The following is a 26,313-nucleotide window of genomic DNA, read 5'->3' as shown; positions in this document are numbered from 1 at the left end:
TTTAATTTAAAAAACAGAAGACACCTCGGTGTCTTCTTTAATGTCATCGACACTTCTCCTAGTTAAACCCACTTGCTATTTCTTCCACTAACCTGCCTCGTTAGTAGAAGAAGGATTTTTAAACAACTATATTATTTTTTAAATGACTTTATTGTAAATTAAACAACTTTATTATCTCTGTACATGATTTAGCTTAATACTCATATATAAAAAGGAATCCACGAAATATGGATTCCTTTTTTCTCATTTACTGAAAAATAAGCTCTGTCTTCAAACTATCTTTCGGTAACAACCAGCCTTTTTTCTCTAAACTCGCCATTAATAATTCCCTTTGTTTTGTCGCAATACTTTCTTCATTTGTTTTAAATGACACTTCTATTACGAAGTCATCTTCTAATTTCCCAGTATTACTTAATGGCCAAATTTCAATATTTGCTTTTATGTTTTCAAACTCTCCTGTATATCGCTTCATTAATACAGGACCGTAAATACGGGAATTCTTTAACATCTCTTCTCCCCAATTTGTATACAACCATTTGTTCATTTTCCCTGGTAATTTTTCTATTAACATGTTTTGAGCAGCTTGTTCATTTGGTAAATCAAGTATCCCATATCCTTTAGCACTGTAACTTTTCTTATTTGAAATGCTTAATGTTTTCTTCTCAAATCCCCAATCTATTTCCGCCTCATAACTATCCGTATTACTATCGAATCCTTCTTTTTTAGCTACTTCTAGTGCATCTTGAATTACACCATTTTGAATAGGATATCTTTTTTTATATGTTAGTTCAAAATCTTTACTAAATTCTTTCTTTCGAATTCTAGCAAACCAACCTTCATCACTTAAACTTTTATTTGCAGTATCTAAAAATTGCACTTGTATTCTTTCATATTTTGTACCAGCCTGGAAATGTTCTAGCACCTCTTGCTTCATCTCTTTGTTATAACCTAATACTTGTTCTGGCTTTAATAATAACTTCACTTCAAAACTAGGTTTCATTGGACTAGCAGTAAACCCTTCCTTAACGTTATAAAGGAAACAACAAAAGAAAATGCTTACGAATACAAATACTTTTTTCATATACCTATCCCCTTTGTATTTTAAATGACTTCTATACGTTCCATTGCAAGTGAATATACATTTTCATATCCTGCTGTACTTAGCTTTTGTTGTAATCGATCTGTATCCTCTTTCAAAGCGTGTACTAGCACCGTATGTTCTGGTAATAATGTATTTAACATCTCTTTAACGTCTCTTATACTTTGGTGAACTTTATACGGAACTCGCTTCACCCTACATGTACTCCTTACAGGTTCTTTCATAACTCTTTCTGCAAAACTCCCTTTCGCAATATGCCCAGTAAAAATAACGGAATTACGTTTTTCATTCCGAAGCTGTTCATAGCATAACTGTGCTCGTTTCGTTTGCATATTCGCATCACTCATTACAACTATTCCGTAACTATTTTGCATACTAATGTCATTATCCATCACTATTATGTTTCTTTTTAAACTCTCCATAATCCATTTAAATTCTTCATTATTTTTTATCCAATCTTTATATACGAACATCTCTTCAAATCCAGCCAAAATTTCTTTATCTACTATAAGCGGAAATTCTTTATATCGTTCATATAAATACAATACTATATCTTGCGCCCTACCAAGTTGTGGCAGCGGTAATAATGCTATTCCTTTATTTTGCATAACTCGTTCAATTTCTGCACATAGATCGTCTAATCTTTCATTTTGCGAAACATCATCTGTGTGATAAGCGGCATCTACAATTGCAACTTTTATATTGTGACCCAATTTCTCAGGTAAATTAGCTCGTAGTATATTAGAATCTGCTGAATAGTCGCCTGAATAAAATACGTATGTATTACACATATCAACTAAAAACCAAACAGCTCCCAATACATGCCCACTATATCCCCATTGAAACCGCAATATAGGAGTAATTTGTACCCATTCATTTGGATTGCTAATCTCATCAATACATACATAATTTAAATCTTTTATTTGTTGGTCGCTATAAGGTAAATCCCACCCTTGCATCACATTATAGTTTCTCCATTTTTCATAATATAACGGCAGTTGCTCCTTCGTATAACGAGTCGTCCAAATTTTTTTCTTATAGCCATACTTCGCTAATAAAGGTAAACCCATCGTATGATCTTCATGAATATGTGATAAAAATACCGCATCTAAAAATGGAACAGCTTCTCTCTCTATTTTTGGATAACTATCCTCATAAGATCGATTAATACCACAATCAAATACTATTTTCGCCTCTTTATTTTTTACAAAATAGCAGGAGCGACCGTACTCTCCTGCTCCTCCCCACACTTCCACTCTCATCATGCTACCCCTTTTCGCTTTTGCTCCATATGTTGCAGCAGTAATAAGCACATTGTTGTAAGTCCAACAGAAACAACGGCCATCGCCATGCCTATAGATACTTCACCCTGTTCAAATTGAGCGAAAATAAAAGTTGCTGACGTTTCTACTGATGGAGGTAATACGAGAAGCGATGCTACTAACTCTCTTATCGAAATTGTAAATGTCATCGCCCATCCAGCAAGAATGCCTGGGATAATAAGAGGCAATATTATTTTTCTAAAAATATAAATGTAATTTCCAGAAAAAACACTTCCTGCCTGCATGAGAGAATCATCAATTTGTCCGAGTGATGATTTTACATATTGCACCGTGTAAGGTAAAAACAGAACAACATACGTTACGATAACCATGATTGGTGTATTGTAAATTGACATAGGCATATATGGTGAATTCCAAAATAGAATAAGACCTACAACCATAACGATTCCTGGTACCATATTCGGTAACATACCGCACATATCAAGCCATTTTTCAGAGGTTTTTTTCCCCTTTCGAATCATAAGTGCCAAAAAGACTCCAATCATTACCGCAATAATCGCTGTTACGAGCGAAAAAAGAAAACTATTCCATAAAGCCTCTAATCCCGGAGATCCCATTGTAAACAATGCCTCATAATGGCTTGTTGTAAAGTTACTTACATGTAATCCGCCGCCTCTTAATTTTGACAAAGAAGCAATAAGTATAGAAAAGTATGGAATTCCAATTGATACGATTAATAAACCAATTACATACATCCATGCTACAACGCGCGTAAATATAGACAAAGTATATCTTTTAGATTTCACACCTTTTCCACTAACCATTGCATATGAATACTTTCGATTCAATACATTTTGCATATACCAAATAAGCATACAAGCACTAAGTAATAAAGAAGATAATGCTGTTGCACTACTAAAATCAATTGGCCAACTCGAAATAAATTTATGGATTTCTGATGTTAACACGTGGAATCCTATTCTACGTCCGAATGTAGCCGGTGTTCCAAATTCAGCAATCGTCTTTACGAAAATGAGTAAAGCACCCATTACATAACTTGATACTAATAACGGCAATATTATTTTTCTTAAACGATAGAAAAAACTTCCGCCATGAACTGCTGCAGCTTCTTCTTTACTACTCCCAATCTGAAGTAACGTGTTTTTCAGCATGAAATACAGGAATGGGAATAAATGCAGACTCATAATTAAGACCATACCTCCTAAACTAAAAAACAATGATGAAACTGTCTTTAGCATCGGAAAAAATTGTTCAAAATAGCCGTTAGGTTGCATGAACAAAATCCAGCCCATTGATCCAATATACGGCGGTGTCATAAATGGAATCATAAAAACAATATCTAACTTACTATACTTTCCTACATCTGTTTTGCTCATAATAAACGCCAATGGAAATGCAAATATTGTAGCTCCTATTACAACGAGTACACCTAGAAGCAGCGAATTCAGAAAAATCCCAGCTAATCCACCACTCTGCATCACTTCAAAAGGCTTTAAAAAGTTCCAACTGCTATTTTCATATATACTAGAAAATAAAATAAGAAAAAGGGGAATGACGATTAACATCGCCACAAGCAATAACGCTACCGTCATTCCAACTTGTCTTACTGATACGAATCGATTTACCATGGAATCACCATCTTATTGAAATACTTTCTTAAATTGTTTTCCTATTTCATCTTGCTCTTTCTCAACTGTTTTCCAATCAATATTTAATACTGGAATCTCTTCTACATTTGGTCTATTTTCAGCTTTTATATCTGTTCTACCAGGCAATAAATACGCTTTAGAAACTTGTTTTTGTACATCATCGGATAATAAATAATCAATAAACTCTTTTGCGCCTTCTACATTTTTACTATCCTTCATAATCCCCGCTGCGCGTGGACTAATAACTGTTCCGCTTTTTGGATATACGATATCAACAGGTTCACCCTTTGCTTTTGCGCTGTACGTCATATAATCAACACCCGCAATTACCATATCTTTCGCACCTGTTACAACTGGGTCTAACGCTTCCTGATTTGCTCCTGCTACTGTAACTTCATTTTTCTTAAGTTGTTCAAATAAATTCCATCCATCTTTTCCATTCTTTTTCACATATCCAGTTACAAAGTCTAGAGCTGAACCTGAAAGTGCTGGATCTGGAAGATTCACTTTTCCTTTCCATTCCCCTTTCGTTATATCGCTCCAATCTTCAGGCGCTGTCTTCACATTTTTTGTATTGTACACAATCCCTAATGCTGAAGCACTATACCCGAAATAATGTCCTTTATCATCTGACCATTCAGAACGCAGCTTATCAGCTTGTTTCGCTTCTTTATAAGCTAACGTTTGACCCTCTTCCTTTAATCCTTCCATCGCTGGTAATGATGCAAGTACGACTACATCAACGACTGGATTTTTCTTTTCAGCTTCCATTCTCGCTAAAATTTTACCAGTTGTCCCTTGAAACATTTCCACCTTTATACCAGTTTTCTTTTCAAAGTCTTTTTGAATTTTTTCTGCTAACCCTTTTGGCCCTGCACTATATACAACAATTTTCTTTTCAGTCGTATTTTTACTTTTTGCATCTGCATTGCCTGTCTTTGAACTACACCCTGTTACTACAGCCGAAAATAATAAAGTACATACAAATAAAGACTTAAGCGAACTGAATTTCTTCATATGATTCTCCCCCTATATGATGAATACATTTTTTTGGCACATATAACGATACTGGTTTACCGATGCTTAATTTACTATTGTGATAAGCTGTCCATATTCCGAGTGCCCCCATGTTTACTTTTATTTCATACCGTTCTCCTACATATGTAACGTGCTTAATTTCACCTGTATACATTTCGCACACTTCATTTTTCGTCCAGCTCACATGCTCTGGACGAACCATTTTTTTACCCTCTACAAGCCAATTCGCCTTACCAACAAATTTGGCAACAAATTCATGAGACGGTTTCACATAAATATCTTCCGGTGTTCCTTTTTGTAATACTTCTCCTTGTTTCATGACAATAATTTGGTCTGACATTGACATTGCTTCTGTTTGGTCGTGAGTGACATACAGTGCAGTTAAATCAATGGAATGAACGATATCCATAAGCTCTATTCTCATTTCTTCTCGCAAAATTGCATCGAGTGCACTTAGCGGTTCATCAAACAAAATAAAATGAGGTTTTGTTACAATTGCTCTAGCGAATGCGACACGTTGTTGCTGTCCACCAGAAAGTTCGTGTGGATACCTTTTCTCCATACCTTGCAGGCGAACTCGCTTTATCGCATCTTCTACTTTTTCTCGCAATTGATTCGTTTGCTTTGTAGCTCTTAAACCAAATGCAACATTTTCAAAAACAGTCATGTGCGGCCATAAAGCAAAATCTTGAAATACCATACCGATATTCCGTTCATGAGGAGATGTCTTTATCTTTTTTGCAGCAGAATACATGCACTGGTCTCCAAAATATATTTCTCCCTTATCCGGTTCTTCAAGCCCTGCTATCATTCTAAGTAAAGTTGTTTTCCCACACCCCGAAGGTCCTAAAAGTGTAGTAAATTCCCCTTGTTTCATTACAATCTGCAACGGCTTTAACGCCTGTATTTTTCCAAATGTCTTTTCTAATCCACTAATTGTAATATCCATTGCTTCACCTCTCTCCCCTCATTCTTAACCTGCTTTCATTCTATATGGAAGATTTATACTGAATGTTAATGTACTGTAAAGATTAAATTAAAAAACTTCTAATAAACTATTTATTTCTATAGATTTTTTCTATAGTTAAAATAAAAAAGGCGGCAATTCATAATGAATCTCTTAAAATTAGAAATTGTAGTACTTATTAAGAAATACAAAAAGCTTACAATCGTTGCAGAAAAACTTGGCGTTAAACAACCAACTATTACATTTCATATAAAAAGCTTAGAAGAAGAACTCGGTGTATCTCTATTCGAATTACGTTCTGGAAGGTATTTCTTAACAGAGGCTGGTGAGGCTTTGCATCATTATGCTTCTAAAATAGATGCACTTATGAAAGAAGCCAGACGTGTCACGCAAGAGTTTAAAGATTTTCATAAAGGTGCTATAACAATCGGCGCTAGTTATGTACCAGCGACTTATCTTTTACCAGAAGTCGTTCATCAATTTCAATGTGAATTTCCCAATATAAAAATAACGCTACTAGTGAAAACAGCCCCTGAAATTCGAATGATGCTACAAAATCACGAAATCGATCTTGGGATAATTTCCGCTGCTCCATTTGATGAACCACTTTTAAAACAAACGAATATAATGCCCGATACACTTGTTCTTGCCTTTTCCAAAGAACATCATTTTTCAAAGAAAGACAATGTATCGTTACAAAATATCGAAAAGGAACGCATACTATTGCATCGTAATCCATCTACAACGAGAGATTTACTTACACAATGGACGTTGGCGCACAACATTACATTCCAATCTGAAATTGAATTAGACTCATTAGAAACGATGAAACAAATTTTAAAATATGGTAATGGAATTGCCTTTATTTCTAAACTTGCTATCGAGCAAGAAATACAACGAAATGAGCTATGCTATATACCAATCCCTGAATTTGAATTTCAGCGTAACATTTATACGATTCATCATGAGGACAGATGGAATTCTAAAATCATTTCTTTTTTACTACAGAGCATCACTTCATTTGCAACAAAAAATTAAAAGGCTGTCGTTATGCACGACAGCCTTTCAAACTATAAATCTATTTATTTTTCTTTGCCTCAATTTTTGCTTGCGCCTCTTCAGCCTTATCTAATGCTTCTGATACTTTCTTCTCTTTTTCTTTCACTTCATCTATACTATCGACAGCTTTAATAATTTTATCGATTCCTTCTTCTTCTACCTTTCTACGCTTTGCCACTCTTTCATTTACTTTCTCTTCCACATCTTTTGCTTTTTGAAGCATATTCTCTGCATTTGATGTTACAGCTTTTTCAAGTTCAGCATCTTTTTTCTTTTGTAACACTTCATTTGCAATGTCTTTCGCTTCTAAATACTTACCATCTTTTAATGCTGTTGCTCCGTGATCCATTTTCTCAGCAACTTCTTTATATGATTTCGCTTCATTTCCTGATTTCTCTTTTTCTGCTTTTTCAAACCACATTGTTGCATCACTATACTTTTCATCTTTCAATGATTGCATACCTGTTTCAATATATGTGTCATAATTGCTACATCCAGCCATTACGACTAATAGAAAAAGCATAACAAAACTTAATTTTTTCATGCTGTTGTCTCCTTTTCTTTGCAAGCTCACTTTACTTTAACATACATGAAAAAGAGTTTCAAAAACTAAAATACTAATTTAGTCATTTTTATAATGATAAGTCAAATTTTTATTATTTTTAAGCGGACACATCTACTTGTTTTTTCGCCATATGTTGCTTTACTCCAACTAATACAACTAACAATAACCCTCCGCCTATTGTCATCATAACAATGCTAGTTGGCAACATATCTAATAGTAGTCCATATACAATCATACCAAGTGGTGCGATTGCAGTCGCAATTGTTTCAAGTAGGCCAAACACACGCCCTAGGTAGCTCGGATCTGTCGTTTTTTGCATATGTACTTGCATTGGAATGTTTACAATCATAATTGCTATACCAGTTAACATCATAAAAGCAATATAGTAAATAAAACTTGCTACTTTTGGAATGATAACTAACAACGGAAAGACTGTACATAAACTTAAACCTGCAAACAAAAACAGTCCAGTATAAATAGAACGAAACGGATTATTCACTTCTTTACGCACTGATAAAGCAATCGCTCCCATTAGCATCCCGACTGCTAACATTCCCTCTACAGTACCGAGTTGCTTTGAAGATAAATGCAATGTATGGACGATAATGTACGGAAGTGCAACTGTTAGACCACACGCAAAAAAGTTTACCCACAATGCTATTTTCATTAAACCATATATTTCACGTTGTCTTTTTACATATAAAAAACCTTCTTTTATACTCGTCAAGAAATGCTCTGTACTTTCAGCCGCTTCTTTTTTATATAAATCAAATACGATAAATAATTGCAAAATAACCGCTAAAAAGAACGTAATGCTATTTAATAGGAAAAACGATTTAATTGAAAAGAAACCATATACAACTCCGCCAATAATCGGTCCTAAAATATTTGATAAAGAAGCCGCCGTTTGATTTAAAGCACTCGCTTTTTGAATACGTCCTTCATCTACTAAACTCGGAATAGACGAAGTTAATGCAACAGAATAAAAACTTGCACAAATTGATAATAATGCTGCTGAAATATAAATAAAAAGAAGTGATGGCCCAAATATAGTAGCAAGAATAAACATACTAAGCATCGTTAAACTACTTAATAAATCAGTACCAATGACAAGCCATTTTCGATTCACACGGTCTGCTACAGCACCAGCAATTGGGCCACAGATCATCCTTGGAAGTGATCCGCAAACGAGCGTAATTGCAAAACCCATCCCTGAACCAGTAGTCTTTAATACATATAACCCCATTGCGAACGTATAAATACCTGCGCCTAATAAAGACGTCATTTTTCCAATCATCATTAAAATGATATTTCTAGTTGCAATCTTCATTCTTGAATCATGTTTTCCTATACTTATATCTCCCATTTTTGACTCTCTCCCCTTAAAAGTTAAATTGTGTTAAACTTATTATATAATCAACTTTCCAATTTTCACAACAAAAAGTTAAATACAATTAAACTTTTTAAATATAAAGGAGCAATAATATGGCAACTCTCGGTGAAAAAATTAAAGCATTACGAAAAGATAAAAAGCTTACGCAAACAGCACTGGCAGGTTCGGAACTGACAAAAAGTATGCTTAGTCAAATTGAAAATGGAAAAGCTACACCTTCTATGAAAACATTACAATATATTGCGGAAAAACTTGAATGTGAAACGAGCTTTTTATTAGAAGAAGATGAAGAAGAAATTGTGGAACTCATTCAAAAAATGGAGCCATTAATAAAATCAAATAAATGCGATGAAGTATACAAGACTTTACTACCTATCGTTCAAAAAGAACTACCCCTTACTTTAAACACAGCACGTTTATATAAACAGTTCATAACTGGAGCGGCCATTATGAACGATTATAATATTGAATATTACGTTGAAACAGCTGTTTCTATATTTGAAAAATATACTTTGTATCGTGAAAGTACTGAAACGAAACTACTGTTTTACTATATGCTCTACAAACGGAAAAAATATAAAGAATGTTTACAGTTGATTAGCAGAATTCGCGATGAATATAAAACGAAGAATTTAGAAATGGATCTTATTACACATATACAATTATACTTAAAAGAAGCAATTATTTTACTCGCATATGGTAATTATGAAAAATGTGAAAAAACCATTTTAGATGCACTTGCATTTTCAAAAAAACATCAAGTGTATTATAAAACAGATGAATTTTACCGTATTTTATCTTATCAAAAAATCATTACAACCGATAAAGAACGATATTTATATTACATAAAAAAATCGGAGCAATTTGCCATTTTTACAGAAGATACTTTATCCGCTGCAAATATAGATATATTAAAAGCTTATTACTACAATACCGTTACAAACGAATATACAATTGCATTAGAACATTTAGAACAATTCCGAGAAAAACTAAAAGATGTACCGATTTTTCAAGAAGATGGATTGTATTATCTTGAAAAAGGAAAATCTCTGTATGGTTTAAAACGTTACGAGGAAGCTTTGGAAACATTAAAACGTGCTAATATTCCAGATTATATGAGTCATCCACTTGATCAGTCATGGTTATTAACAGCTGGCTCATATCGTGCCCTGTGTCATATAGAACTTCAAGATAAACCAGCTGCTCTGAAAGAAGCAAAAGAAGCAGTTCAAACGATAGATGGTTATCCTGATTCCATCTTTTCTTCATTTATTAAAGAAACATTACAAATAATACAAAAACTTTAAGAATGTCTCTAAATGGTATATTATTCCTCTTTTTTAGCAAAGATAATAATGATGGGAGGAATATAAATGAATATACAACGTGCAATAGAGCTTTCTGTGTCAGCGGAACAAGCCAATGTCAGTTTTCAAGGCATGCCTGTTATGATTCAACACGTCGATGAAAGCAATGAAACCGCCCGCATATATGAAGTAAAAAACCCAGGACGCGAATTAACTGTTCCAGTTAATAGCTTAGAGGAAATATAAGAAATGCCACTTCTCTTTTGAAGTGGCATTTTTCTTATTTCAGATTACTTATTATAAATTTCTTCAATCTTTTATTTTACATGAGCTGAAAAAATAAGAATTTTCTACTTCTTTTCTTTTTATGACCTGCTAAAATACAAACTATGGATTAATTATTCGTACTATACATTAAGGAGGAAAAATAATGGCATCTAATTTAGAAAAAAACAAGCCTTATTATGCAGTTATATTCACTTCTAATTTATCAAATGATACAACTGACTATAATACCGTTGCCGAAGAAATGGAGAAACTTGCAAAGCAACAATCTGGATTTTTAGGTGTAGAAAGTGCACGAGGTAATTCTGGAATCGGAATAACAATTTCTTATTGGGAATCACTTGATGCGATTGAAAATTGGAAAAAGAACGCCTTACATAAAGAAGCGAAAAAAAGAGGTCGTGAGCAATGGTATGAAAACTTCCACCTGCGTATCTGCCTTGTTGAGAAAGAATTTAAGTTTCAAAGAGGCACAATATAACTATGAAGAAAAAAGTAGCTCTCGTTATTGTTCATGAAATATATGGTGTGAACGACCATATGCATCACGTTACCAACCACTTTACTTCATCTCATATAGACGTATTCTGTCCTAACCTTCTACAATCGCAACATGCATTTCATTATAGTGATGAAGAAAAAGCATATGAACATTTTGTAAATCATATTGGATTTGATTATGGAAAAAAGCAAATTGAAGAATTCATTTCTCATCTTTCTAGTAGTTATACACATATTGGTCTTATCGGCTTTAGCGTTGGAGCTACCGTCTCATGGCTATGTAGTAACAATCCGAAAATAGATTTTATTATCGGATGTTACGGTTCTCGTATACGCGACTATGTTCACATAAAGCCTACATGCGCTACACTACTTATATTTCCTGAAAAAGAAGCTAGTTTTTCAGTATCCTCTTTAATTCAAACATTGCAGCAACAAAAAAATCCTTTATTAGAAATAAAACAACTACACGGTGAACATGGATTTCTAAATCCGTACACTGAAAAATATAACAGGCACTCTACAAAACAAGCATACAATTTAATAGATTTATTTCTTGTAAAGTAAAACTTCAATCAATGGGGGATGTTCATCCCCCACCTAATCTCTTTTCTTACGTTGAGTTTTAAGGTGTGGGTCTTACTGCCCATGCGTGATAAAAACAATCTTATAAAGGAGAATCAAATGACGCTGACATTACTCTTACTTATTTTCATACTCATTGCCTTTATCTCAGCGCTAACTATCATTTTTAAAACCGTAAAAAAAGGGAGATTTTTCAACCGCCCCTACCTACAATCTATTATCATTTGCATTTTATTTTTTACTAATTGGATCTTATATGTAACAACTTCTTATTCGTTACTCCCCGAGAAAGTTAGCGAGTTCATATTCCTGCCCATTTGGTTTTTCCTTTGTATTTTAGGATTTATCGCTTTTTGGCACGAATGGAGAAATAATCGTGTGTTCTCGATATGTATTGGTTTTCTTTCCTTTATTAGTTTTCTATTTTGGTTATTGTTGTTAGTTCTTTCGGGGATGTAATAGAAGAAGGAAGAAAAGCCAACTTTCAACTTTTCTTCCTTCTATGTTTACCTTTAGCTTTCACTGTCACTGATTCACAAGGTGTATAATATATTTGAGGCGTCGCCTTATCAACAAACATCATAAATGTAATAAAACCGAGAATAAAGAAAATAAACAACGTTAACAAAATTGCTCCTATCGTTAAAAGTATCATAACACCACCCCTATATTTTTCATGTTATTACACTTTTCGCTATTATATGAGCGTAATCCTTTTTAGAAAAAGAAACGTAACAAAATAATCACAACCACTCCCGTTAATACTGTACCTAATAAACTACGAGTATATATTGCAACAAGAAATGTTGGGATTGCTGTAATAAGATAATCCCACTGCATCGTCTCATGCATAAATAAAACTTGTGCTAAAAGCGCTGCTAATATCGCAATTGGTATGTAATTTAACCATTTTAAACCCCAGTCAGGAATTTGTAGTTTGCTAAATACGAGTAGAGGTAAAATACGTGGCACGAGTGTAACAGCTCCTGCTGCTAGTAAAAGTAATAATACATCTAATCTCATTTCCATTTTTCAATCACCACTCCAATCGTCGCAGCTAGTAATGTTGCGATAATAACCGCTATACTATCTGGCATAAATAGGTGTGAAACGTATGCGATAATAATCGATACAATTGCAACACTTAAATGAATTACTAGTTTTGGTTTACTACTTATGAGCTGAAGAACAAATAATCCGATAAACATCGCTGGTAATGCATAATCCATCCCGTATGTATGTGGATCTGGTATCCACTCACCAAATAGCCCACCAATAATGGTAGCAAGTATCCAATTTAAATACGCTGTTACGTTAAGCCCAATCATCCATCTTTCACCTAAATATCCTTTTTGCGCTGCATGCTGCACTGCAACGCCGAAAGTTTCATCTGTAATTTGCGAACCGATGATTAAGTTTTTAAATAGAGGAATTTTCGTAAAGTACGGTGCAAGCGCTGCGCTCATTAATAAATGGCGTAAATTAACAAAAAATACAGTAAAAATAATTGCGGAAGCAGGAGCACCGGCTGCATACATACCAGCTAATATAAATTGGGCAGAACCTGCATAAATTAAAGTGGACATAAATGCAATTTCAATGATAGAAAAACCTGCTGTTTTTGCAATTACACCAGCTGCTATACCGATGCTCAAGTAACCAAATACAGTTGGTAAACAATCTTTTACTCCTTGCTGAAATGTATCATCGCTCTGCAAAGCTACATGTGCCTCAGCTTTACTCATCTCTATCATCCTCCATTCCTTCTAAAGTTCGTTTTCCTGTTACGACATGAACTAAATCTATATTTTCACGCCATAACGTATCTAACTTATCAGCTCCAAATTCCTTTGTGATTTCCTCAACCATAATATCGTGGCGCACATACTCTGTAGCAACGAGAACTAGCGCTGGGTCATACGTTGTAACAGCCCATGAAGTGCTATCATTTGAGAAGTTCGCAATTAATACTTCCTCTCCATCACGAGCAATAACAGTTAAATGACCACCCATTCTCTTTTCAACAACGTGGGGCGTCATATAATTATGATGAAACGTGGCTCCTATTTTTGTTTCTGTAGCTCCAAATAAGATTGAAAATATATGTACGCCTTCCTCTTCCTTTTGATGAATGTATGGCTCAATTTCATGCACTTGATCTTCCCATACAGAAATCCATAATTCTTCCTTTGCCCTATTAATTATATTGCATATTTCTTTTAAAACACGATCATTTGAGCGAATATGCGAAATTACATCTATTTGTCGCTCTTGTTCTAAACAATTTAGTTTCTCATCTAAAAATTCAAAGGATTTTTCAAAGTCTTTTCGCATTCGATTCATTAATTCGGTAGCTGGTACTGGTACATATTTAACTGGTTCAGAAGGTACAATATGCACCGCTCCTTTATCCATTAACTTACCGAGTACCTCGTAAATCATAGAACGAGGTACTCCTGTTTGTTTACTCACTTCATAGCCTGTTACTGGGGAGTGTTTTAACAATCCAATATACGCTTTACATTCATACTGGGAAAATCCTAACTTTTGTAATTCCTTTATAATTTCATCCATCGGTAACCCCTCACAATCTAAATCGCCCTTACTTCAAAACGACGATTTTGCTTCCCTTTACTTTTTACTTTATCAATAACAAGTGTTCCTATTTCACTCGTATTTTTCACATGTGTGCCTCCACAAGCTTGTTCGTCTAAATTTTCAATTGTAACAATGCGGATTTCTTGGATAGTAGTTGGCAGGAGATTTATTGCTGTTTTAATCATTCCTACAGCATTTTCTGCTTCTTCGCGGCTCATATAGCGAGTGGAAATTTCTTTATTTTGCTCAATAAGCTTATTCACTTCCTCAACAATTTCTTCTACTTCCACGCTTGATAACTCTTGTAACTCATTAAAATCGATACGGGCTTTATCAGGATAAATTTGGTTTCCGGTGCATAGTGCTCCATACTTTTCATAAACAACAGCTCCGATAAGATGCAGTAACGAGTGATGACGTCTTTCCCAATTCATCTCTAATTTAACTGGACCTAATTTTACTTGAGCTTCATCTTTTATATAGTGAACTATTTCTCCCTGCTCCTTCTTTACTTTTTCAACTTCAAATACAGACCCATCTTGTACAATGACACCCGTATCACATTCCTGCCCTCCACCAGTTGGATAAAAAACTGTTTCTTTTAGAAATACTTTATTCCCTTCTACTTTTATCACTTCTGTTTCGCAACTCGTTTTGTATGCATCTTCTAAATATAATGCCGTTGTCATACTCTCACCTCTTTAGTAGTTATAGTTATACCTACTAATATAAAAAATAACATTCATACAGTCAACTTATATTTCAGAATTTTTAATTTTAAACAAAAAAAGCCTTTTACAATAAGGCTTTTTTCTACATGCTATTATTTTAACTGTAAAGTATTTAATATGTTCCCCGCCAAATGCTCCCGTAAAGTAGAACCTGTATACTCTTCCCTAAATACACCCGCCTTCACAAATAAAGGGATGACTTCACTAAAGAATAGATTTAGTGACTTTGGAGGTCCTCCTGGAATAGCAATAAATCCATCTAACGCCCCTGCCTCAAACCTATCCATAATTTGCTTCGCAACGTCCTGTGGTGTACCAACCGCAACCCAATGAGCCGATCCAACAACTTCTGGTCGTTCTAGTATTTGTTCAACTGTTGGTTCATTTTTAATAATGAAGTTCCGTAATAACTCGGCATGAGTTTTACTACGTACAGTTTGATCCCGACTCGGCAGCATCTCTTCTGTAATTTTACTTTCTTGCGGAATCCCTCTCGCATCTAATCCGAGAACCATTTCAAGTAACGCATATCTCTTCTCTTTTGTGAGATGTTGATGAGCTTGCCTATGCATTTCTAACGCTTCTTCATATGTATCACCTATAAAGAAATATAATCCAGGTAATACGCGTATAGCATCTTGCTTTCGGCCATGTTTTTCTGCTCTTCTTCTTAAATCTTGACGAAGTTCAATACCTGACTCTATATCAGGCGTTGCAGCAAAAATTGCATCAGCAACAGAAGCAGCAAAATTCCGACCAGACTCTGAAGCACCGGCTTGAAATAATGGCATTTCTCCTGATATATGCTGCGGAATATTAAGTGGACCTTTTACCTTAAAGTACTCACCATTATGCTCAATAGGCTTTACCATCTCTCTAATAACATCAGGATTATCTACTTTCAATACTTCATTAGGGTGACTCCTCCAAAGTTTTCTTACTAACTCTGTACATTCTGCCGCTTTCGCGTATCGTTCCTCAGATGATGGCATCCCTTCCTCACCAAAGTTTTCAGCACCGTCAATGGATGTAACAATATTCCACCCTACTCGGCCGTTACTAATCCAGTGTAACGATTGTAATTGCCTTGCTAATATATATGGTGGATAAAACGAAATTGAAGCAGTTGTAACGACTCCAATTTTTTCTGTCGCATAAGCAATAGCAGTAAACAGTAACGTCGGGTCTAAAATGACACTCCCTTTATTACGAGCAATTAAATCTGGGTGCGCCACTAAATAATCGGCTTTAAAAACAAAATCTAACTTAGCCTTTTCTGCCTGTAGTGCCAACTCTACTTGTTCATCAATTCCGGAATTAAACTCATTCTCTTGTTCTTTCTTTCTAGAAATTAAACATAATCCAATGCAAAGTTGATTATTTGTAGACATATATACACCATCCCCTTGTTTTTAATTCACTTAGTTAAACAAATGTTGCTGTCATTATGAAATTCTATTCTTATGAAAACAGATAAGGTGATATTGATAATCATTATCATTTTATGATGTAACTGTAATAAAAGCAATAACAAAAAAGACTCCCACTTTTGGAAGTCCTTTATCTCAATATTTCATTCGCTTCTTTTTCATAAATTTTATCAAATGACGTCATAACACGCTGTGATGCTTGAATCATCTTTTGATCTGTCATAAGATCTGCCATCTCTTTCGTCATATCAACATTTGAATTTTCTAGCATATGATTTTTTACTATTCCTGTTCCGTTCGGTAAATTAGCAATGTTTCCTTCTGCTAGTGTAAAGCTTTTATTTTCACGTTGTACGAGACGAGCATTCGTTTCTGCATCTACTGTTTTTGTTTGTAAACGAGCAATATTATTTTGTGTTACTTCATCATATAATGTACCGTCTGCTTGTACAGCAACCTTTGCTCCTTCTGGAATACGAATACGCTCATTATTCTCCCCCATTACGAAAGCACCAGATGACGTTTGTAAATAACGATCACTATTTAATGTGAAACTACCATCTCTCGTTAAAAACGTTTCATCATTTTTAGAAGTAACGAAAAATGATGTTGTGCCGGCCGCGCCGTCATCTAAAAAGAAATCTGTAGCGCTATTTGTCATTTGTATATTTCCTTGTACTAAATTCACATGCGTTGCAGCTGGTACTACAGCGTAATCGACCGAACCGATATTTGTTACCGCCCCATCTCCGCGGCGATATGTGTCTTGTACATCAAATACTTTAGACGTCATATTTTCTGCTTTAAATCCTGTCGTTTGAGCATTTGCAACGTTATTCGAATGAACATTAATGCGCTGCATGTAATTCATCATGCCCATAGAACCTATATAAAGACCGTTCATATTCGTTTGAATAAGGCAAGCGCCTTATTCTTCACCTCTTTTCTACGATGTTTGTAACATTTGTTTTGCTAAATGTTCAGCTGTAGCGATATGTATATTTTTCTTTATGTCTTGGCCATCTGTCATTAATACAATAGGAGCTGATGATACTGCTGGAATTTTCAACAATTCGCCACTACTTGCTGTTTCATCAAATTTCGTAAACACAATACCATCTATATGAATATCTTTAAAGTTTGTAATAATTTCAATCATATCTTTACTTTTCATTGAAGCTGATAACGTTAAACAAATATAATCTGGTTCTACTTGTCCCATCGTTTCAATCATTTCTTCCACTGTTTCTGACGTACGATAATTTTTCCCTGCTGTATCAATTAAAATATAATCGACGCGTGCTTCTTCTTTAAAATACGTAAGCGCTCTTGTCATTGCAGCTTCATCACGCACAGCAATTACTTCAGATCCAATTGTCTTTACGTTATCTTGCAATTGCTGCACTGTCCCTATGCGTGAATGATCTGTCGTTATAAAACCAACTGTTTTGTTCTTACCGTGAAATTGCCATGCCATTTTTGCAAGCGTCGTCGTTTTACCAACGCCAGTTGGACCGATTAATGCAATTGTTTGTACTTCTTTTTCAAAGACGTTTTCCGTATTGAAATGAGATTTCATATCTTCCAATATGTACCTGATAACTTCTTCTTCCGTAATCATCGTTGCATTTTCAAACTTTATTTTTAACTTTTCAGCATATGCATAAATGAAATATTGTTCCACATCGTTTTGTTCTAGCATCCGAATTACTTTTTGAATAATAAACGGTACAGATTCTTGATTTTCTTTCTTTGGAACTACTTCTTCTTTCTTTACCGGAACGACTTGTTTCACAACTTTTTTCTTTTTCGGTACTTTCGTTTCTTTCGTCTGTTTCACCACGACAATTCCTTTTTCAAACAGCTTTAATAGTTTTTCTTTTTTTCTTGCCCATTCTTCACTATTTCCTGTTTGCATTGCCGCGTATGACATAGAAGTCGTTACGTTTTCTAAATTGTGCAGTACTGATTGAATTCCATTCGCCTTCACAATTTGTTCTGAAGGATCATTCACAACATCCATTAACTGTTCATGAAATTGAGCTGTACCTTCATTCACTTCTTCCTGTTTGTCTTCTGGAAAAGCAACTAACATTTCATAATCCTTTTTCCAGAAAAACGGTATATTTCGTTTTACACTTTCATCGACAACGTAATAATAATCTGTACCATATTGGTCAAATAACTTTCGATACAATTCATTTTTCGAAGCTGCTTTTATTCGCATTAACGCTTCTTTCTTTTCTGTACTTTCCATTACTTCACCCCCTACTATTCAATATAGGCAATTTGATCCACAACAATTTCTGGTGCTAATTCGCTAATACAAAGTACTTGTGCTTCTACTTGATAACGTTCTAGCAGTCTTACAATTGCAAATCTAAAATCTTTTCTACGTGTTAATAACACTGGTTCTCTTCCCATTAAACGTGCTTGCTTAAAGACGCGCTGCACTTGCTCAACGACACGTGTTTCTAAATCTAAATCCCAGTTTAACAAGTAACCTTGATATGAATTATTCACAACATCCGCATCTAACTCAATTGAATCAGAGAAGAGCGCTGCATAAATTTTTCCGTCCGGATTTTTCGCATTTTCACAAATAACTTTTGAAATACATTCACGAACAAATGATGTCACACCATCAACGTGATTTTGATACACTTCTTTTCCGTCAATAATACCTTCAATAATTGTTGGTAAATCACGAATAGAAATACCTTCTTTTAGAAGTTGTTTAATAACATTTTGAACGAGTGATAAATCAATTTCTTTCTTCTTAATCTCTTCTAATAGAATGCCATTATCATTTTCAAGCGAGTTAATTAAGTCTTTTACATGTTGGCGCTGAATTAATTCATGCAGATTACGCCTTACGACAACATCTAAATGTGTAATTAATATGCTAAGTGGCTCTAACACTTGATAGCCTTTCATTTGTGCATCTTGCACCATATGCTCTAAAATCCAATATCCATCTTCGCCGAAAATTGGATCTTTCGCTGGTTCTGCATCTAAATCAGCCATTACGTTCGGTGTTTTTAGTGCTAATAAATAACCTGATTTTAAAACACCTTCAGCCGCCTTAGCACCTTTAATACGAATAATGTAACGACCACGTGGTCTAAAGCTCGTATTATCTTTAAAGTTAATTCCAGGAACGTTAATACCGAGGTCAGTAATAATTGACTTCCTCATAAGAACAACTTTATCACGAGCTGTTTCCCCGTTAATTTTCTGCTTTACAAGTGCTGCTAAATCTAAACCGAGTTCTACAATAATCGGATATTTATCCGTAAATACTCCGAATGAATCTTCCACTTGTTGTAATTGCTCATCTTCGCCTTGAATCATTTCTAATTCTTTTTGAAGCTCGTCTTCTTTTTCTTTCTTTATTCGATTTTTATTACGAATGCCTAAGAAGATAATCGTTCCACCAACGAGTGCGAATGGTAGAAACGGTAGCGGAGTAAAAATACCCATTGCGATAAATAAACCACCTAGTGCATATACAACGACTTCATGCGCTAATAACTCTTTAAAGATACCTTCTGTTACTGTATCCGGTGAGCCGTCAAATACACGCGTTACGATAATACCTGTTGAAATTGCAAGCATTAATGAACCGATTTGGTTTACGATTCCGTCACCGACAGTTAACTGTGTATAATGAAGAGCTGCATCTGCAAAGCTCATTCTTTGCTGCATCATGCCGACAATTAAACCGAAAATAATGTTTACGAATAAAATGACAATCCCGAAAATAACGTCCCCTTTAATGAACTTCCCGGCACCATCCATCGCTCCGTAAAACTCTGTTTCCATATTTAATTTTTTACGTTTTGCCTGTGCATCTTTTTCTGAAATAATACGCTGGTTTAAATCAGCATCGATAGACATTTGTTTCCCTGGTAAAGAATCAAGTGTAAAACGAGCTGCTACTTCAGCTGTACGAGATGCACCGTTTGCAACGATAAACTGGAATATGATTAAAACTATAAAAATAACGATACCAATTAATAAGTTCCCGCCAATTACGAACTGGCCAAACTCTTCAATAACATGACCCGCATTTCCGTCTGTTAAAATCGCTCGCGTCGTCGAAACGTTAATCGATACGCGGAAAATCCCGATTAATAACAACATCGTCGGAAATGACTTTAACTCATCCCACTCGTTAATACTTGTCGCTCGCATATAAATAAGCACTGACATACTTAGTAGAAAAACGATAACGATATCAAGTATAAATGGTGGAAGTGGAATTAAGAGCGCCACAACGAATGACGCTGCTAAAAAGATAGAAAAATAGGTTCTTGCAGAATCCATCTTAAACAAAGAGATCCCCTCCAAACGCGCTATTATACTTCAAGTTCATTCGTTTGAATTAAATAGCGCATAACTTCAATTACAGCTACGTATAAATCTTCAGGAATTGTCTCATCTTCCTCGACTTGATAATATAAAGAACGAGCAAGCGGACGGTTTTCCACCATTGGTATTTCATGTTCACGGGCAAGCGTTCGTATATATAATGCGAGCTCATCTTCCCCTTTTGCAACGACAATAGGCGCCGCATCAACTTGTTTATTGTACCGAAGCACCACTGAAATATGCGTCGGGTTGTTTACAATAAACGTTGCACCATCCATCTTCTTCGCGATTGTCCCTTGCAAGATCGCATGCATAAAGTTTTTTCGTTTCCCCTTTACTTGCGGGTCCCCTTCATTATCTTTATGCTCTTGTTTCACTTCTTCTTTTTTCATCTTAATATCTTGTTCATACTCCCATTTTTGATAAATGAAATCGATAATAGAAAGAACGATTAAAATAATTAAAATTGCTAAGAAGATAAATTTAATTTGCCTAATAATTTCAGTAAGTGACGCAGTCCAGTTAAATCCAATCATACTGACGATTTTCTCTAAATTCTTTTTAAAAAGAACGTACGAAACGTAACCGATTAATCCCATATAAAACAGTGATTTCAAAATATCTACTACACTTTTACGACTAAACAATCTCGTAAAATAGTTTTTCGGATTAATACGTGACGCTTTCGGTTTAATGACTTTAGAAGAAAATAGGAAGCCGACTTGAATCATATAATTGAATAAATGAAAAGCATATACGAGTATTAATATCGGAGCCGATACTTTCAGTAATAAAATCCCCATTAAATAAAAATACTCGGTTGAATCTGTATTTTTTCCAATTTGATCAAACAGCACCGCTACGGAATTCGCAATCTCAAACCCTAGCCAATCTCCGAAAAAGTAAACGACAACTGCTAATACGAGAATGGAAAATAAATTATTTAAATCTTTACTTCGGGCAATATTCCCTTCTTCACGCGATTTTTTACGCTTCTGCGGGGTGGCCTTTTCTGTTTTATTATCCTTTGCCATGCGCGTCCCCCTACTTCGTTAAGAAAAAGTTAAATAGTTTCGTATACTCTTCAAGTAATACATCCGTCATATTTTTAAACACATAACCGAGCATCGGTACACTCATCGCAATAAACAAAATACCACATGTAATTTTAATTACGTATGCATTCATAAAAACGTTTAATTGCGGAGCATTTTTTGCAATTAAAATAAGAACAAAGTTAATGATGAATAAACTTCCCATAAGCGGCAGAGCAATTTCAACCGCTGATGTGATCGCAAATAATAACGTTGCGAGTAGACTATCTAAAAAACTAGTCGTCAACAATTTTGAAATCGCCTCTGTATATTGAAACGACTTTAAAATCGTGGCAACGAAATAGTTAATGCCGCCAAGTGAAATAAAAATAATGAGAAAAAATATATCAAAAATGGTTGATAGTAAAGTAGACTGTGAGCCCGCATTTACATCAAACAAACTTGCTTGTGATAAACCGATATCAAAGTCTAAAATATGCCCTGCCATTTTCGGAATGTTCCACAGCATCTCTACAATTTTTGAAAGTGATAAACCAATTACAATTTGCGTTGCTGCATAAGCTGCAACGTCCCAAACTGTCTTGATTTGAGAGACATCCACTTGATCGGCCACTGTAATTGAAAGAGCAAGTCCAACTGTAACCTTCGCCATTGCTGGAATGGATCGGCCTGAGAAAAACGGTAGAAAATATAAAAATGAAGTAATGCGACAAAACGCAAAAAACGTCGCCGCCCATAATTCCATATTCATTTCAGTTCACCTATCTTAGTACGAACGCAATAGCGATGGGATTTTATCAAATAAATCTAAAATAAGCATCGTTAGCTCTTGGAACATCCACGGACCTAAAATGATAATAACGAGCACAATACTCGCCATTTTCGGTAAAAACGTCAGCGTTTGCTCTTGAATTTGCATCATTGCCATAATAACCGCGATAATAATAACGACAATCAGACTTACAACGGCAATCGGCATTAAAATCATAACCCCTTTATAAAAAAAGGTTTGGAAAATATCTATAATTGGTGACGTATTCATTTATATGACTCCTATCACATAGCATCAAGCGCTTCAGGCGACCGTCTTAAACATAATATCGACGATTTTTGTATATCCACCTAAATATACGAAAACGAGTATTTTAAACGGTAAACTTAAAATCATCGGCGGTACCATCATCATCCCGAGGTACATTAAAAGTGTACTAATAATCAAATCTATAAATACAAACGCTAAATAAATGAACATCCCTGTTAGTAAACCTTTTTGAATTTGCGTTAACGTAAAGGATGGTACAAGTGTAAATAAGGAAAGATCTTTCAAATCTTTCGGCAACTCTTCTCCGCGTACTTTCAGCATCATTTTCAAATCATGCTTATACGTATGCTTTGACATATATTCTTTCATAATAGGAGCTGTCGTTTCCGCAGCTTGACTTACTGTTATTTTCTCTTTCGTCATCGGATCCCACACATCGCTCTTCAGTTGCCCGAGTACAGGCTGCATCGTAAAGAGTGATAAAAATAATGCAAGTCCAACAAGCACTTGGTTTGGTGGTAAATTCATTACCCCAAGTCCTTGACGTGTAATCCCAAGAACGATCATAAAATAAGTAAAATGTGTAAATAATAGAACGATAGAAGAAGATAATGATAAAAGGGTAACGAGCGCAAATAGTTGTACACTTGAATTACTCGTAAACTCTTTTCCATTTTCGAAATTAATAAAACCGTTCGGGGCCGCATACGCTGGATTTACAAAAATAATTGAAAAAACGATAGAAAATACGAAAATAACGACTAATAATGATAACTGTTTCTTTATTCTCATGATGGATCCTCTACTTTTTTCGTTTCAGTCTTCACCGCGTCTTCTAGTGCTTGTTGAAACTGATTTCCTGTTCCGGTTAATTGCACAGACTGTACACCGTTATTACTAATAACAGTGAACACTTGCTTTCCGTCCACTTCAAATAAAAAGGCACTCGTTTGATGATTTAAATACACGCCGTCTTTTACTTGAATATGGCCATTTTCACCCTGCTTAAAAAACTGCTGTTTGCGCGTCTTTTTCGTCATATAATATGCACCGTAACCGAGCGCACCAAACAGTAAAACGACTTGAAATAAGGTCGTCATATACGACATATGACTCCTCCTCTACTCTTTATCTTGCATTTGACTTTGCGCTTTCATAAGCGCCGCTTGTTTCTTATCAGCTTCAATTTCAGAAATGATAATACCGAATTTCTCGTCCATTACAATTGCTTCACCGATGCCGACTTTCATATTACTTAAATACACATCTACTTTATGTCCTAAGTTTTTCTCTACTTCAAGAACATCGCCAACTTTTAACTGCTTTACATCACCGAGCGTAATAGATGACTTTCCAAGCTTTACACCAAGTTCAATCGAAATATCTGAAACAGTATCAATATGTGCTTTACCTGCTTCATTTCGCTTTCCTGCAAAATCTTCTAATCCCATTAATGACACAGGAGATACTTCATGCTTCATATGGATCCTCCTACTCTACAAAACTTTTAAATAGGAGCGCCTTACGCGTTCCATCTTTTCCAATAAAACAATTAAATTTATGCTTTCCATCTACATAACCAAGTAATTCATCCGAAACTTTCGTATGAAGCGGAATAATATCGCCTTCTTCAATTTGTTCAATCTCACTCATTGTCATTTTCTGCTCACCAATCGCAACATGAACAGGTTTGTGCACTTGATTTACTTTCACTTCCACTTCAGACGTATACTTCCTACGTTTATCCGAAGAATGTTCGACAATATTTTCAGACGTTAACTTATCCATAATTTCTTCAACAGATAAGAACGGAATCCCGATACGCACCGTCGTATTCCAGAAATCTGTTTTCATATTTACATTAAGTAATGAAATGATATCGCTCGCTGTCGTAATCTTTAGTGCATTCGGATCTGTTTCCGTCGTTACAAATTTCGGTTCAATCGCAACAACACTTTCGAATGATTGCTCTAAATTTTTACAAAGAAGCAAGAATATATTATCAAGCGTTAAAAACTCAAATGCTGTTAACGGTCTGCGCATCGTAAAGTTACGCTTACTATCTCCGCCAAGCCAACATTCATGAATATAAATAACGAATGCTAAATCAATCTCAATAACAATTTCTCCAAGCTCTGGTAAACCGAGATCAATTACACAATATAAATAATAATCTTTCGGCATTTTCTCCACATACTCACTCGTAAATGGAACTTGCTCAACTGTTGAAGGCTCTAGTTCAATTGGAATACGCATACGCGCTGATAACGTCTGTGACGTCTGTTTCCCAAACGTAGAAGCAATCGCTTGCAAACTACGTAAATGCTCAACACCGAACTTCTCTGGTCTATTAAAATCATACTCTTGAAATTTCTCTTGCTTTCCTGCTTCTTGTGCGAAAGCTGGCATTTCCTCGCCTTCATTTACCGCCTTCAGCAGGGCATCAATTTGCTCTTGGCTTAACTTTTCGCCACTCATGACAATCCCCTTCCCTACCTTTTTAATTCAACGATTTCAACGTACATCTTTCCATTCTTCGTCAAAATCTTTCCGGTTCCAATCTCTTCATTCTCAAGCATAAGACGCACCGTATTTTTCGTTGAATTTTCAAGACGATACAATGTACCTTTCGTAATATGAAGCAGATCTTCAATTTTCTTTTTCGTATTTCCGATTTCAAAATAAATTGTTAACGGAATATCATCTTGTAATTTCAAATCTAGCCAACTCCCATATCATGTTCACGAAAATTTCATGTTCTCTCTATATATGAAACTTCTTATTTTGAAACGTCGATATTTAATATTTTTTTAATATATCCTTGCGTTTCTTTAAATGGCGGTACGCCTCCGTACTTTCTCACATTACCAGGACCAGCATTATAAGAAGCAAGTGCCAATACTAAGTCGCCGTTATTTTTCTTTAAATAACCGCTTAACTCCTTCACGCCACCTTCAATACTTTCAGCTGGTGAAAAGGGATTCTTCACACCCATCTCCTTCACATTTGCTGGCATAAGTTGCATAAGTCCCATCGCACCGGCATGTGACACCGTTTTCGGATTAAAATTAGACTCCACTTCAATCATTTTTTGAATTAACGTTTTCGGAATTCCGTATGTACGACTTACTCGATCAATAATATCCTCATACTTCCCTTCATTGGAAGAACGTATTTTTTGAATATTATACTTCTTCGTTAATCCCCACGTATCAGCGGCCTCATTTTTCGTTTCTGGGAAACGTCGTTCAAACTCTTTTTGCGCAACTTGCACTTCATCTGCTTTCTTCGTTTCACCCTTTTCTTCGGGCTTACTCGCTTCATCTACTTT

General features: G+C 35.1%; 31 protein-coding genes. 6 read left to right on the top strand and 25 right to left on the bottom strand.

What is annotated here, in order from left to right; translation table 11 throughout:
• Positions 1–247: 247 nt before the first annotated feature.
• The 5 genes from BUA87_RS00155 to BUA87_RS00135 are packed head-to-tail and all read right to left on the bottom strand — an operon-like array spanning position 248 to position 6,039.
• On the bottom strand, positions 248–1,081 hold the full coding sequence (locus BUA87_RS00155; RefSeq protein WP_000755327.1) for a hypothetical protein: 834 nt from the start codon (positions 1,079–1,081) through the stop codon (positions 248–250).
• A gap of 20 nt (positions 1,082–1,101) precedes the next feature.
• Positions 1,102–2,364 carry an MBL fold metallo-hydrolase gene (locus BUA87_RS00150; protein ID WP_071714475.1) on the bottom strand — a complete coding sequence of 421 codons (1,263 nt, stop codon included), beginning with the start codon at positions 2,362–2,364 and terminating at the stop codon, positions 1,102–1,104.
• Complete coding sequence (locus tag BUA87_RS00145; protein WP_071714476.1) at positions 2,361–4,031, bottom strand: ABC transporter permease; 1,671 nt, start codon at positions 4,029–4,031, stop codon at positions 2,361–2,363. Before BUA87_RS00145 ends, BUA87_RS00150 begins: the two co-directional genes overlap by 4 nt.
• 12 nt (positions 4,032–4,043) lie before the next feature.
• Entirely contained in the window at positions 4,044–5,069 is a 1,026-nt protein-coding gene (locus BUA87_RS00140; protein WP_071714477.1) for an ABC transporter substrate-binding protein, read from the bottom strand.
• Positions 5,047–6,039, bottom strand: coding sequence for an ABC transporter ATP-binding protein (locus tag BUA87_RS00135; RefSeq protein ID WP_000355536.1), 993 nt, complete (start codon positions 6,037–6,039; stop codon positions 5,047–5,049). Before BUA87_RS00135 ends, BUA87_RS00140 begins: the two co-directional genes overlap by 23 nt.
• A gap of 162 nt (positions 6,040–6,201) precedes the next feature.
• Here BUA87_RS00135 and BUA87_RS00130 point away from each other — a divergent pair, with 162 nt between their 5' ends.
• Positions 6,202–7,095 carry a LysR family transcriptional regulator gene (locus BUA87_RS00130; protein WP_043936912.1) on the top strand — a complete coding sequence of 298 codons (894 nt, stop codon included), beginning with the start codon at positions 6,202–6,204 and terminating at the stop codon, positions 7,093–7,095.
• 40 nt (positions 7,096–7,135) lie between these two features.
• Here BUA87_RS00130 and BUA87_RS00125 read toward each other — a convergent pair whose 3' ends face one another.
• A complete protein-coding gene (locus BUA87_RS00125; RefSeq protein WP_000736436.1) occupies positions 7,136–7,660 on the bottom strand; it encodes a DUF4398 domain-containing protein in 525 nt (174 codons plus the stop codon).
• A 118-nt stretch (positions 7,661–7,778) separates the two neighbouring features.
• Positions 7,779–9,047 carry an MFS transporter gene (locus BUA87_RS00120; protein ID WP_071714478.1) on the bottom strand — a complete coding sequence of 423 codons (1,269 nt, stop codon included), beginning with the start codon at positions 9,045–9,047 and terminating at the stop codon, positions 7,779–7,781.
• A gap of 119 nt (positions 9,048–9,166) precedes the next feature.
• Here BUA87_RS00120 and BUA87_RS00115 point away from each other — a divergent pair, with 119 nt between their 5' ends.
• The 5 genes from BUA87_RS00115 to BUA87_RS00095 all read left to right on the top strand — a co-directional run bounded on the left by BUA87_RS00115 (position 9,167) and on the right by BUA87_RS00095 (position 12,211).
• Positions 9,167–10,381 carry a helix-turn-helix domain-containing protein gene (locus tag BUA87_RS00115; RefSeq protein ID WP_071714479.1) on the top strand — a complete coding sequence of 405 codons (1,215 nt, stop codon included), beginning with the start codon at positions 9,167–9,169 and terminating at the stop codon, positions 10,379–10,381.
• A gap of 66 nt (positions 10,382–10,447) precedes the next feature.
• The gene (locus BUA87_RS00110; protein WP_001025734.1) at positions 10,448–10,627 is read left to right on the top strand and encodes an H-type small acid-soluble spore protein; all 180 of its coding nucleotides are present in this window, start codon (positions 10,448–10,450) and stop codon (positions 10,625–10,627) included.
• A gap of 184 nt (positions 10,628–10,811) precedes the next feature.
• Entirely contained in the window at positions 10,812–11,147 is a 336-nt protein-coding gene (locus tag BUA87_RS00105) for an antibiotic biosynthesis monooxygenase family protein (protein ID WP_071714480.1), read from the top strand.
• A 2-nt stretch (positions 11,148–11,149) separates the two neighbouring features.
• The gene (locus BUA87_RS00100; protein WP_072938159.1) at positions 11,150–11,734 is read left to right on the top strand and encodes a dienelactone hydrolase family protein; all 585 of its coding nucleotides are present in this window, start codon (positions 11,150–11,152) and stop codon (positions 11,732–11,734) included.
• 117 nt (positions 11,735–11,851) lie between these two features.
• Positions 11,852–12,211, top strand: coding sequence for a hypothetical protein (locus BUA87_RS00095; RefSeq protein ID WP_071714482.1), 360 nt, complete (start codon positions 11,852–11,854; stop codon positions 12,209–12,211).
• 25 nt (positions 12,212–12,236) lie between these two features.
• Here BUA87_RS00095 and BUA87_RS00090 read toward each other — a convergent pair whose 3' ends face one another.
• From BUA87_RS00090 to BUA87_RS00005, 18 genes are all read right to left on the bottom strand, one after another.
• Positions 12,237–12,407: a DUF3951 domain-containing protein gene (locus BUA87_RS00090; RefSeq protein WP_000602245.1), complete on the bottom strand. Its 171-nt coding sequence runs from the start codon at positions 12,405–12,407 to the stop codon at positions 12,237–12,239.
• A gap of 62 nt (positions 12,408–12,469) precedes the next feature.
• Positions 12,470–12,781, bottom strand: a complete 312-nt coding sequence (locus tag BUA87_RS00085) for an AzlD domain-containing protein (RefSeq protein ID WP_023521614.1) — start codon at positions 12,779–12,781, stop codon at positions 12,470–12,472.
• Positions 12,772–13,497, bottom strand: coding sequence for an AzlC family ABC transporter permease (locus tag BUA87_RS00080; protein WP_016082166.1), 726 nt, complete (start codon positions 13,495–13,497; stop codon positions 12,772–12,774). The genes BUA87_RS00085 and BUA87_RS00080 overlap by 10 nt, the downstream gene beginning before the upstream one ends.
• A complete protein-coding gene (locus BUA87_RS00075) occupies positions 13,490–14,326 on the bottom strand; it encodes a TrmB family transcriptional regulator (RefSeq protein ID WP_071714483.1) in 837 nt (278 codons plus the stop codon). The genes BUA87_RS00080 and BUA87_RS00075 overlap by 8 nt, the downstream gene beginning before the upstream one ends.
• Before the next feature lie 17 nt (positions 14,327–14,343).
• Positions 14,344–15,039, bottom strand: coding sequence for an alanyl-tRNA editing protein (locus BUA87_RS00070; protein ID WP_072938156.1), 696 nt, complete (start codon positions 15,037–15,039; stop codon positions 14,344–14,346).
• Positions 15,040–15,173: 134 nt separating this feature from the next.
• Positions 15,174–16,472: an NtaA/DmoA family FMN-dependent monooxygenase gene (locus tag BUA87_RS00065; RefSeq protein WP_071714485.1), complete on the bottom strand. Its 1,299-nt coding sequence runs from the start codon at positions 16,470–16,472 to the stop codon at positions 15,174–15,176.
• 169 nt (positions 16,473–16,641) lie between these two features.
• On the bottom strand, positions 16,642–17,415 hold the full coding sequence (locus BUA87_RS00060) for a flagellar basal-body rod protein FlgG (RefSeq protein ID WP_001013934.1): 774 nt from the start codon (positions 17,413–17,415) through the stop codon (positions 16,642–16,644).
• Between the two features lie 42 nt (positions 17,416–17,457).
• On the bottom strand, positions 17,458–18,768 hold the full coding sequence (locus BUA87_RS00055; RefSeq protein WP_071714486.1) for an ATP-binding cassette domain-containing protein: 1,311 nt from the start codon (positions 18,766–18,768) through the stop codon (positions 17,458–17,460).
• Positions 18,769–18,782: 14 nt separating this feature from the next.
• Positions 18,783–20,849, bottom strand: coding sequence for a flagellar biosynthesis protein FlhA (gene flhA / locus BUA87_RS00050; protein WP_071714487.1), 2,067 nt, complete (start codon positions 20,847–20,849; stop codon positions 18,783–18,785).
• A 23-nt stretch (positions 20,850–20,872) separates the two neighbouring features.
• Positions 20,873–21,919 carry a flagellar type III secretion system protein FlhB gene (locus BUA87_RS00045; RefSeq protein ID WP_071714488.1) on the bottom strand — a complete coding sequence of 349 codons (1,047 nt, stop codon included), beginning with the start codon at positions 21,917–21,919 and terminating at the stop codon, positions 20,873–20,875.
• A gap of 10 nt (positions 21,920–21,929) precedes the next feature.
• Positions 21,930–22,691 carry a flagellar biosynthetic protein FliR gene (locus tag BUA87_RS00040; RefSeq protein ID WP_071714489.1) on the bottom strand — a complete coding sequence of 254 codons (762 nt, stop codon included), beginning with the start codon at positions 22,689–22,691 and terminating at the stop codon, positions 21,930–21,932.
• A gap of 15 nt (positions 22,692–22,706) precedes the next feature.
• Positions 22,707–22,982 (bottom strand): flagellar biosynthetic protein FliQ, encoded by a 276-nt coding sequence (locus tag BUA87_RS00035; RefSeq protein WP_001098080.1) that lies wholly within the window; start codon positions 22,980–22,982, stop codon positions 22,707–22,709.
• A gap of 33 nt (positions 22,983–23,015) precedes the next feature.
• A complete protein-coding gene (locus BUA87_RS00030) occupies positions 23,016–23,774 on the bottom strand; it encodes a flagellar type III secretion system pore protein FliP (protein WP_071714490.1) in 759 nt (252 codons plus the stop codon).
• Entirely contained in the window at positions 23,771–24,091 is a 321-nt protein-coding gene (locus BUA87_RS00025) for a hypothetical protein (RefSeq protein ID WP_000121178.1), read from the bottom strand. Before BUA87_RS00025 ends, BUA87_RS00030 begins: the two co-directional genes overlap by 4 nt.
• Positions 24,092–24,103: 12 nt before the next feature.
• On the bottom strand, positions 24,104–24,463 hold the full coding sequence (fliN, locus tag BUA87_RS00020) for a flagellar motor switch protein FliN (RefSeq protein WP_000680010.1): 360 nt from the start codon (positions 24,461–24,463) through the stop codon (positions 24,104–24,106).
• A 10-nt stretch (positions 24,464–24,473) separates the two neighbouring features.
• Positions 24,474–25,460, bottom strand: coding sequence for a flagellar motor switch protein FliM (gene fliM, locus BUA87_RS00015; RefSeq protein WP_071714491.1), 987 nt, complete (start codon positions 25,458–25,460; stop codon positions 24,474–24,476).
• 14 nt (positions 25,461–25,474) lie between these two features.
• Entirely contained in the window at positions 25,475–25,699 is a 225-nt protein-coding gene (locus tag BUA87_RS00010) for a flagellar motor switch protein FliN (RefSeq protein WP_000775712.1), read from the bottom strand.
• 62 nt (positions 25,700–25,761) lie between these two features.
• Positions 25,762–26,313, bottom strand: a 552-nt coding sequence (locus tag BUA87_RS00005) for a lytic transglycosylase domain-containing protein (RefSeq protein ID WP_072938152.1), incomplete at its 5' end; no start/stop codon positions are given.

Source organism: Bacillus sp. bc15, from assembly GCF_900142585.1.
GTDB classification, from domain to species: domain Bacteria; phylum Bacillota; class Bacilli; order Bacillales; family Bacillaceae_G; genus Bacillus_A; species Bacillus_A cereus.
The sequence above is the reverse complement of the archived record's forward strand: the minus strand, read 5'-3'. Positions and strand labels throughout refer to the sequence as shown.

Bases quoted from the DNA above. Each gene is read 5' to 3' on its own strand.
- BUA87_RS00155 (WP_000755327.1), bottom strand. From the start codon at position 1,081: ATGAAAAAAGTATTTGTATTCGTAAGCATTTTCTTTTGTTGTTTCCTT.
- BUA87_RS00150 (WP_071714475.1), bottom strand. From the start codon at position 2,364: ATGATGAGAGTGGAAGTGTGGGGAGGAGCAGGAGAGTACGGTCGCTCC.
- BUA87_RS00145 (WP_071714476.1), bottom strand. From the start codon at position 4,031: ATGGTAAATCGATTCGTATCAGTAAGACAAGTTGGAATGACGGTAGCG.
- BUA87_RS00140 (WP_071714477.1), bottom strand. From the start codon at position 5,069: ATGAAGAAATTCAGTTCGCTTAAGTCTTTATTTGTATGTACTTTATTA.
- BUA87_RS00135 (WP_000355536.1), bottom strand. From the start codon at position 6,039: ATGGATATTACAATTAGTGGATTAGAAAAGACATTTGGAAAAATACAG.
- BUA87_RS00130 (WP_043936912.1), top strand. From the start codon at position 6,202: ATGAATCTCTTAAAATTAGAAATTGTAGTACTTATTAAGAAATACAAA.
- BUA87_RS00125 (WP_000736436.1), bottom strand. From the start codon at position 7,660: ATGAAAAAATTAAGTTTTGTTATGCTTTTTCTATTAGTCGTAATGGCT.
- BUA87_RS00120 (WP_071714478.1), bottom strand. From the start codon at position 9,047: ATGGGAGATATAAGTATAGGAAAACATGATTCAAGAATGAAGATTGCA.
- BUA87_RS00115 (WP_071714479.1), top strand. From the start codon at position 9,167: ATGGCAACTCTCGGTGAAAAAATTAAAGCATTACGAAAAGATAAAAAG.
- BUA87_RS00110 (WP_001025734.1), top strand. From the start codon at position 10,448: ATGAATATACAACGTGCAATAGAGCTTTCTGTGTCAGCGGAACAAGCC.
- BUA87_RS00105 (WP_071714480.1), top strand. From the start codon at position 10,812: ATGGCATCTAATTTAGAAAAAAACAAGCCTTATTATGCAGTTATATTC.
- BUA87_RS00100 (WP_072938159.1), top strand. From the start codon at position 11,150: ATGAAGAAAAAAGTAGCTCTCGTTATTGTTCATGAAATATATGGTGTG.
- BUA87_RS00095 (WP_071714482.1), top strand. From the start codon at position 11,852: ATGACGCTGACATTACTCTTACTTATTTTCATACTCATTGCCTTTATC.
- BUA87_RS00090 (WP_000602245.1), bottom strand. From the start codon at position 12,407: ATGATACTTTTAACGATAGGAGCAATTTTGTTAACGTTGTTTATTTTC.
- BUA87_RS00085 (WP_023521614.1), bottom strand. From the start codon at position 12,781: ATGGAAATGAGATTAGATGTATTATTACTTTTACTAGCAGCAGGAGCT.
- BUA87_RS00080 (WP_016082166.1), bottom strand. From the start codon at position 13,497: ATGAGTAAAGCTGAGGCACATGTAGCTTTGCAGAGCGATGATACATTT.
- BUA87_RS00075 (WP_071714483.1), bottom strand. From the start codon at position 14,326: ATGGATGAAATTATAAAGGAATTACAAAAGTTAGGATTTTCCCAGTAT.
- BUA87_RS00070 (WP_072938156.1), bottom strand. From the start codon at position 15,039: ATGACAACGGCATTATATTTAGAAGATGCATACAAAACGAGTTGCGAA.
- BUA87_RS00065 (WP_071714485.1), bottom strand. From the start codon at position 16,472: ATGTCTACAAATAATCAACTTTGCATTGGATTATGTTTAATTTCTAGA.
- BUA87_RS00060 (WP_001013934.1), bottom strand. From the start codon at position 17,415: ATGAACGGTCTTTATATAGGTTCTATGGGCATGATGAATTACATGCAG.
- BUA87_RS00055 (WP_071714486.1), bottom strand. From the start codon at position 18,768: ATGGAAAGTACAGAAAAGAAAGAAGCGTTAATGCGAATAAAAGCAGCT.
- BUA87_RS00045 (WP_071714488.1), bottom strand. From the start codon at position 21,919: ATGGCAAAGGATAATAAAACAGAAAAGGCCACCCCGCAGAAGCGTAAA.
- BUA87_RS00040 (WP_071714489.1), bottom strand. From the start codon at position 22,691: ATGAATATGGAATTATGGGCGGCGACGTTTTTTGCGTTTTGTCGCATT.
- BUA87_RS00035 (WP_001098080.1), bottom strand. From the start codon at position 22,982: ATGAATACGTCACCAATTATAGATATTTTCCAAACCTTTTTTTATAAA.
- BUA87_RS00030 (WP_071714490.1), bottom strand. From the start codon at position 23,774: ATGAGAATAAAGAAACAGTTATCATTATTAGTCGTTATTTTCGTATTT.
- BUA87_RS00025 (WP_000121178.1), bottom strand. From the start codon at position 24,091: ATGTCGTATATGACGACCTTATTTCAAGTCGTTTTACTGTTTGGTGCG.
- fliN (WP_000680010.1), bottom strand. From the start codon at position 24,463: ATGAAGCATGAAGTATCTCCTGTGTCATTAATGGGATTAGAAGATTTT.
- fliM (WP_071714491.1), bottom strand. From the start codon at position 25,460: ATGAGTGGCGAAAAGTTAAGCCAAGAGCAAATTGATGCCCTGCTGAAG.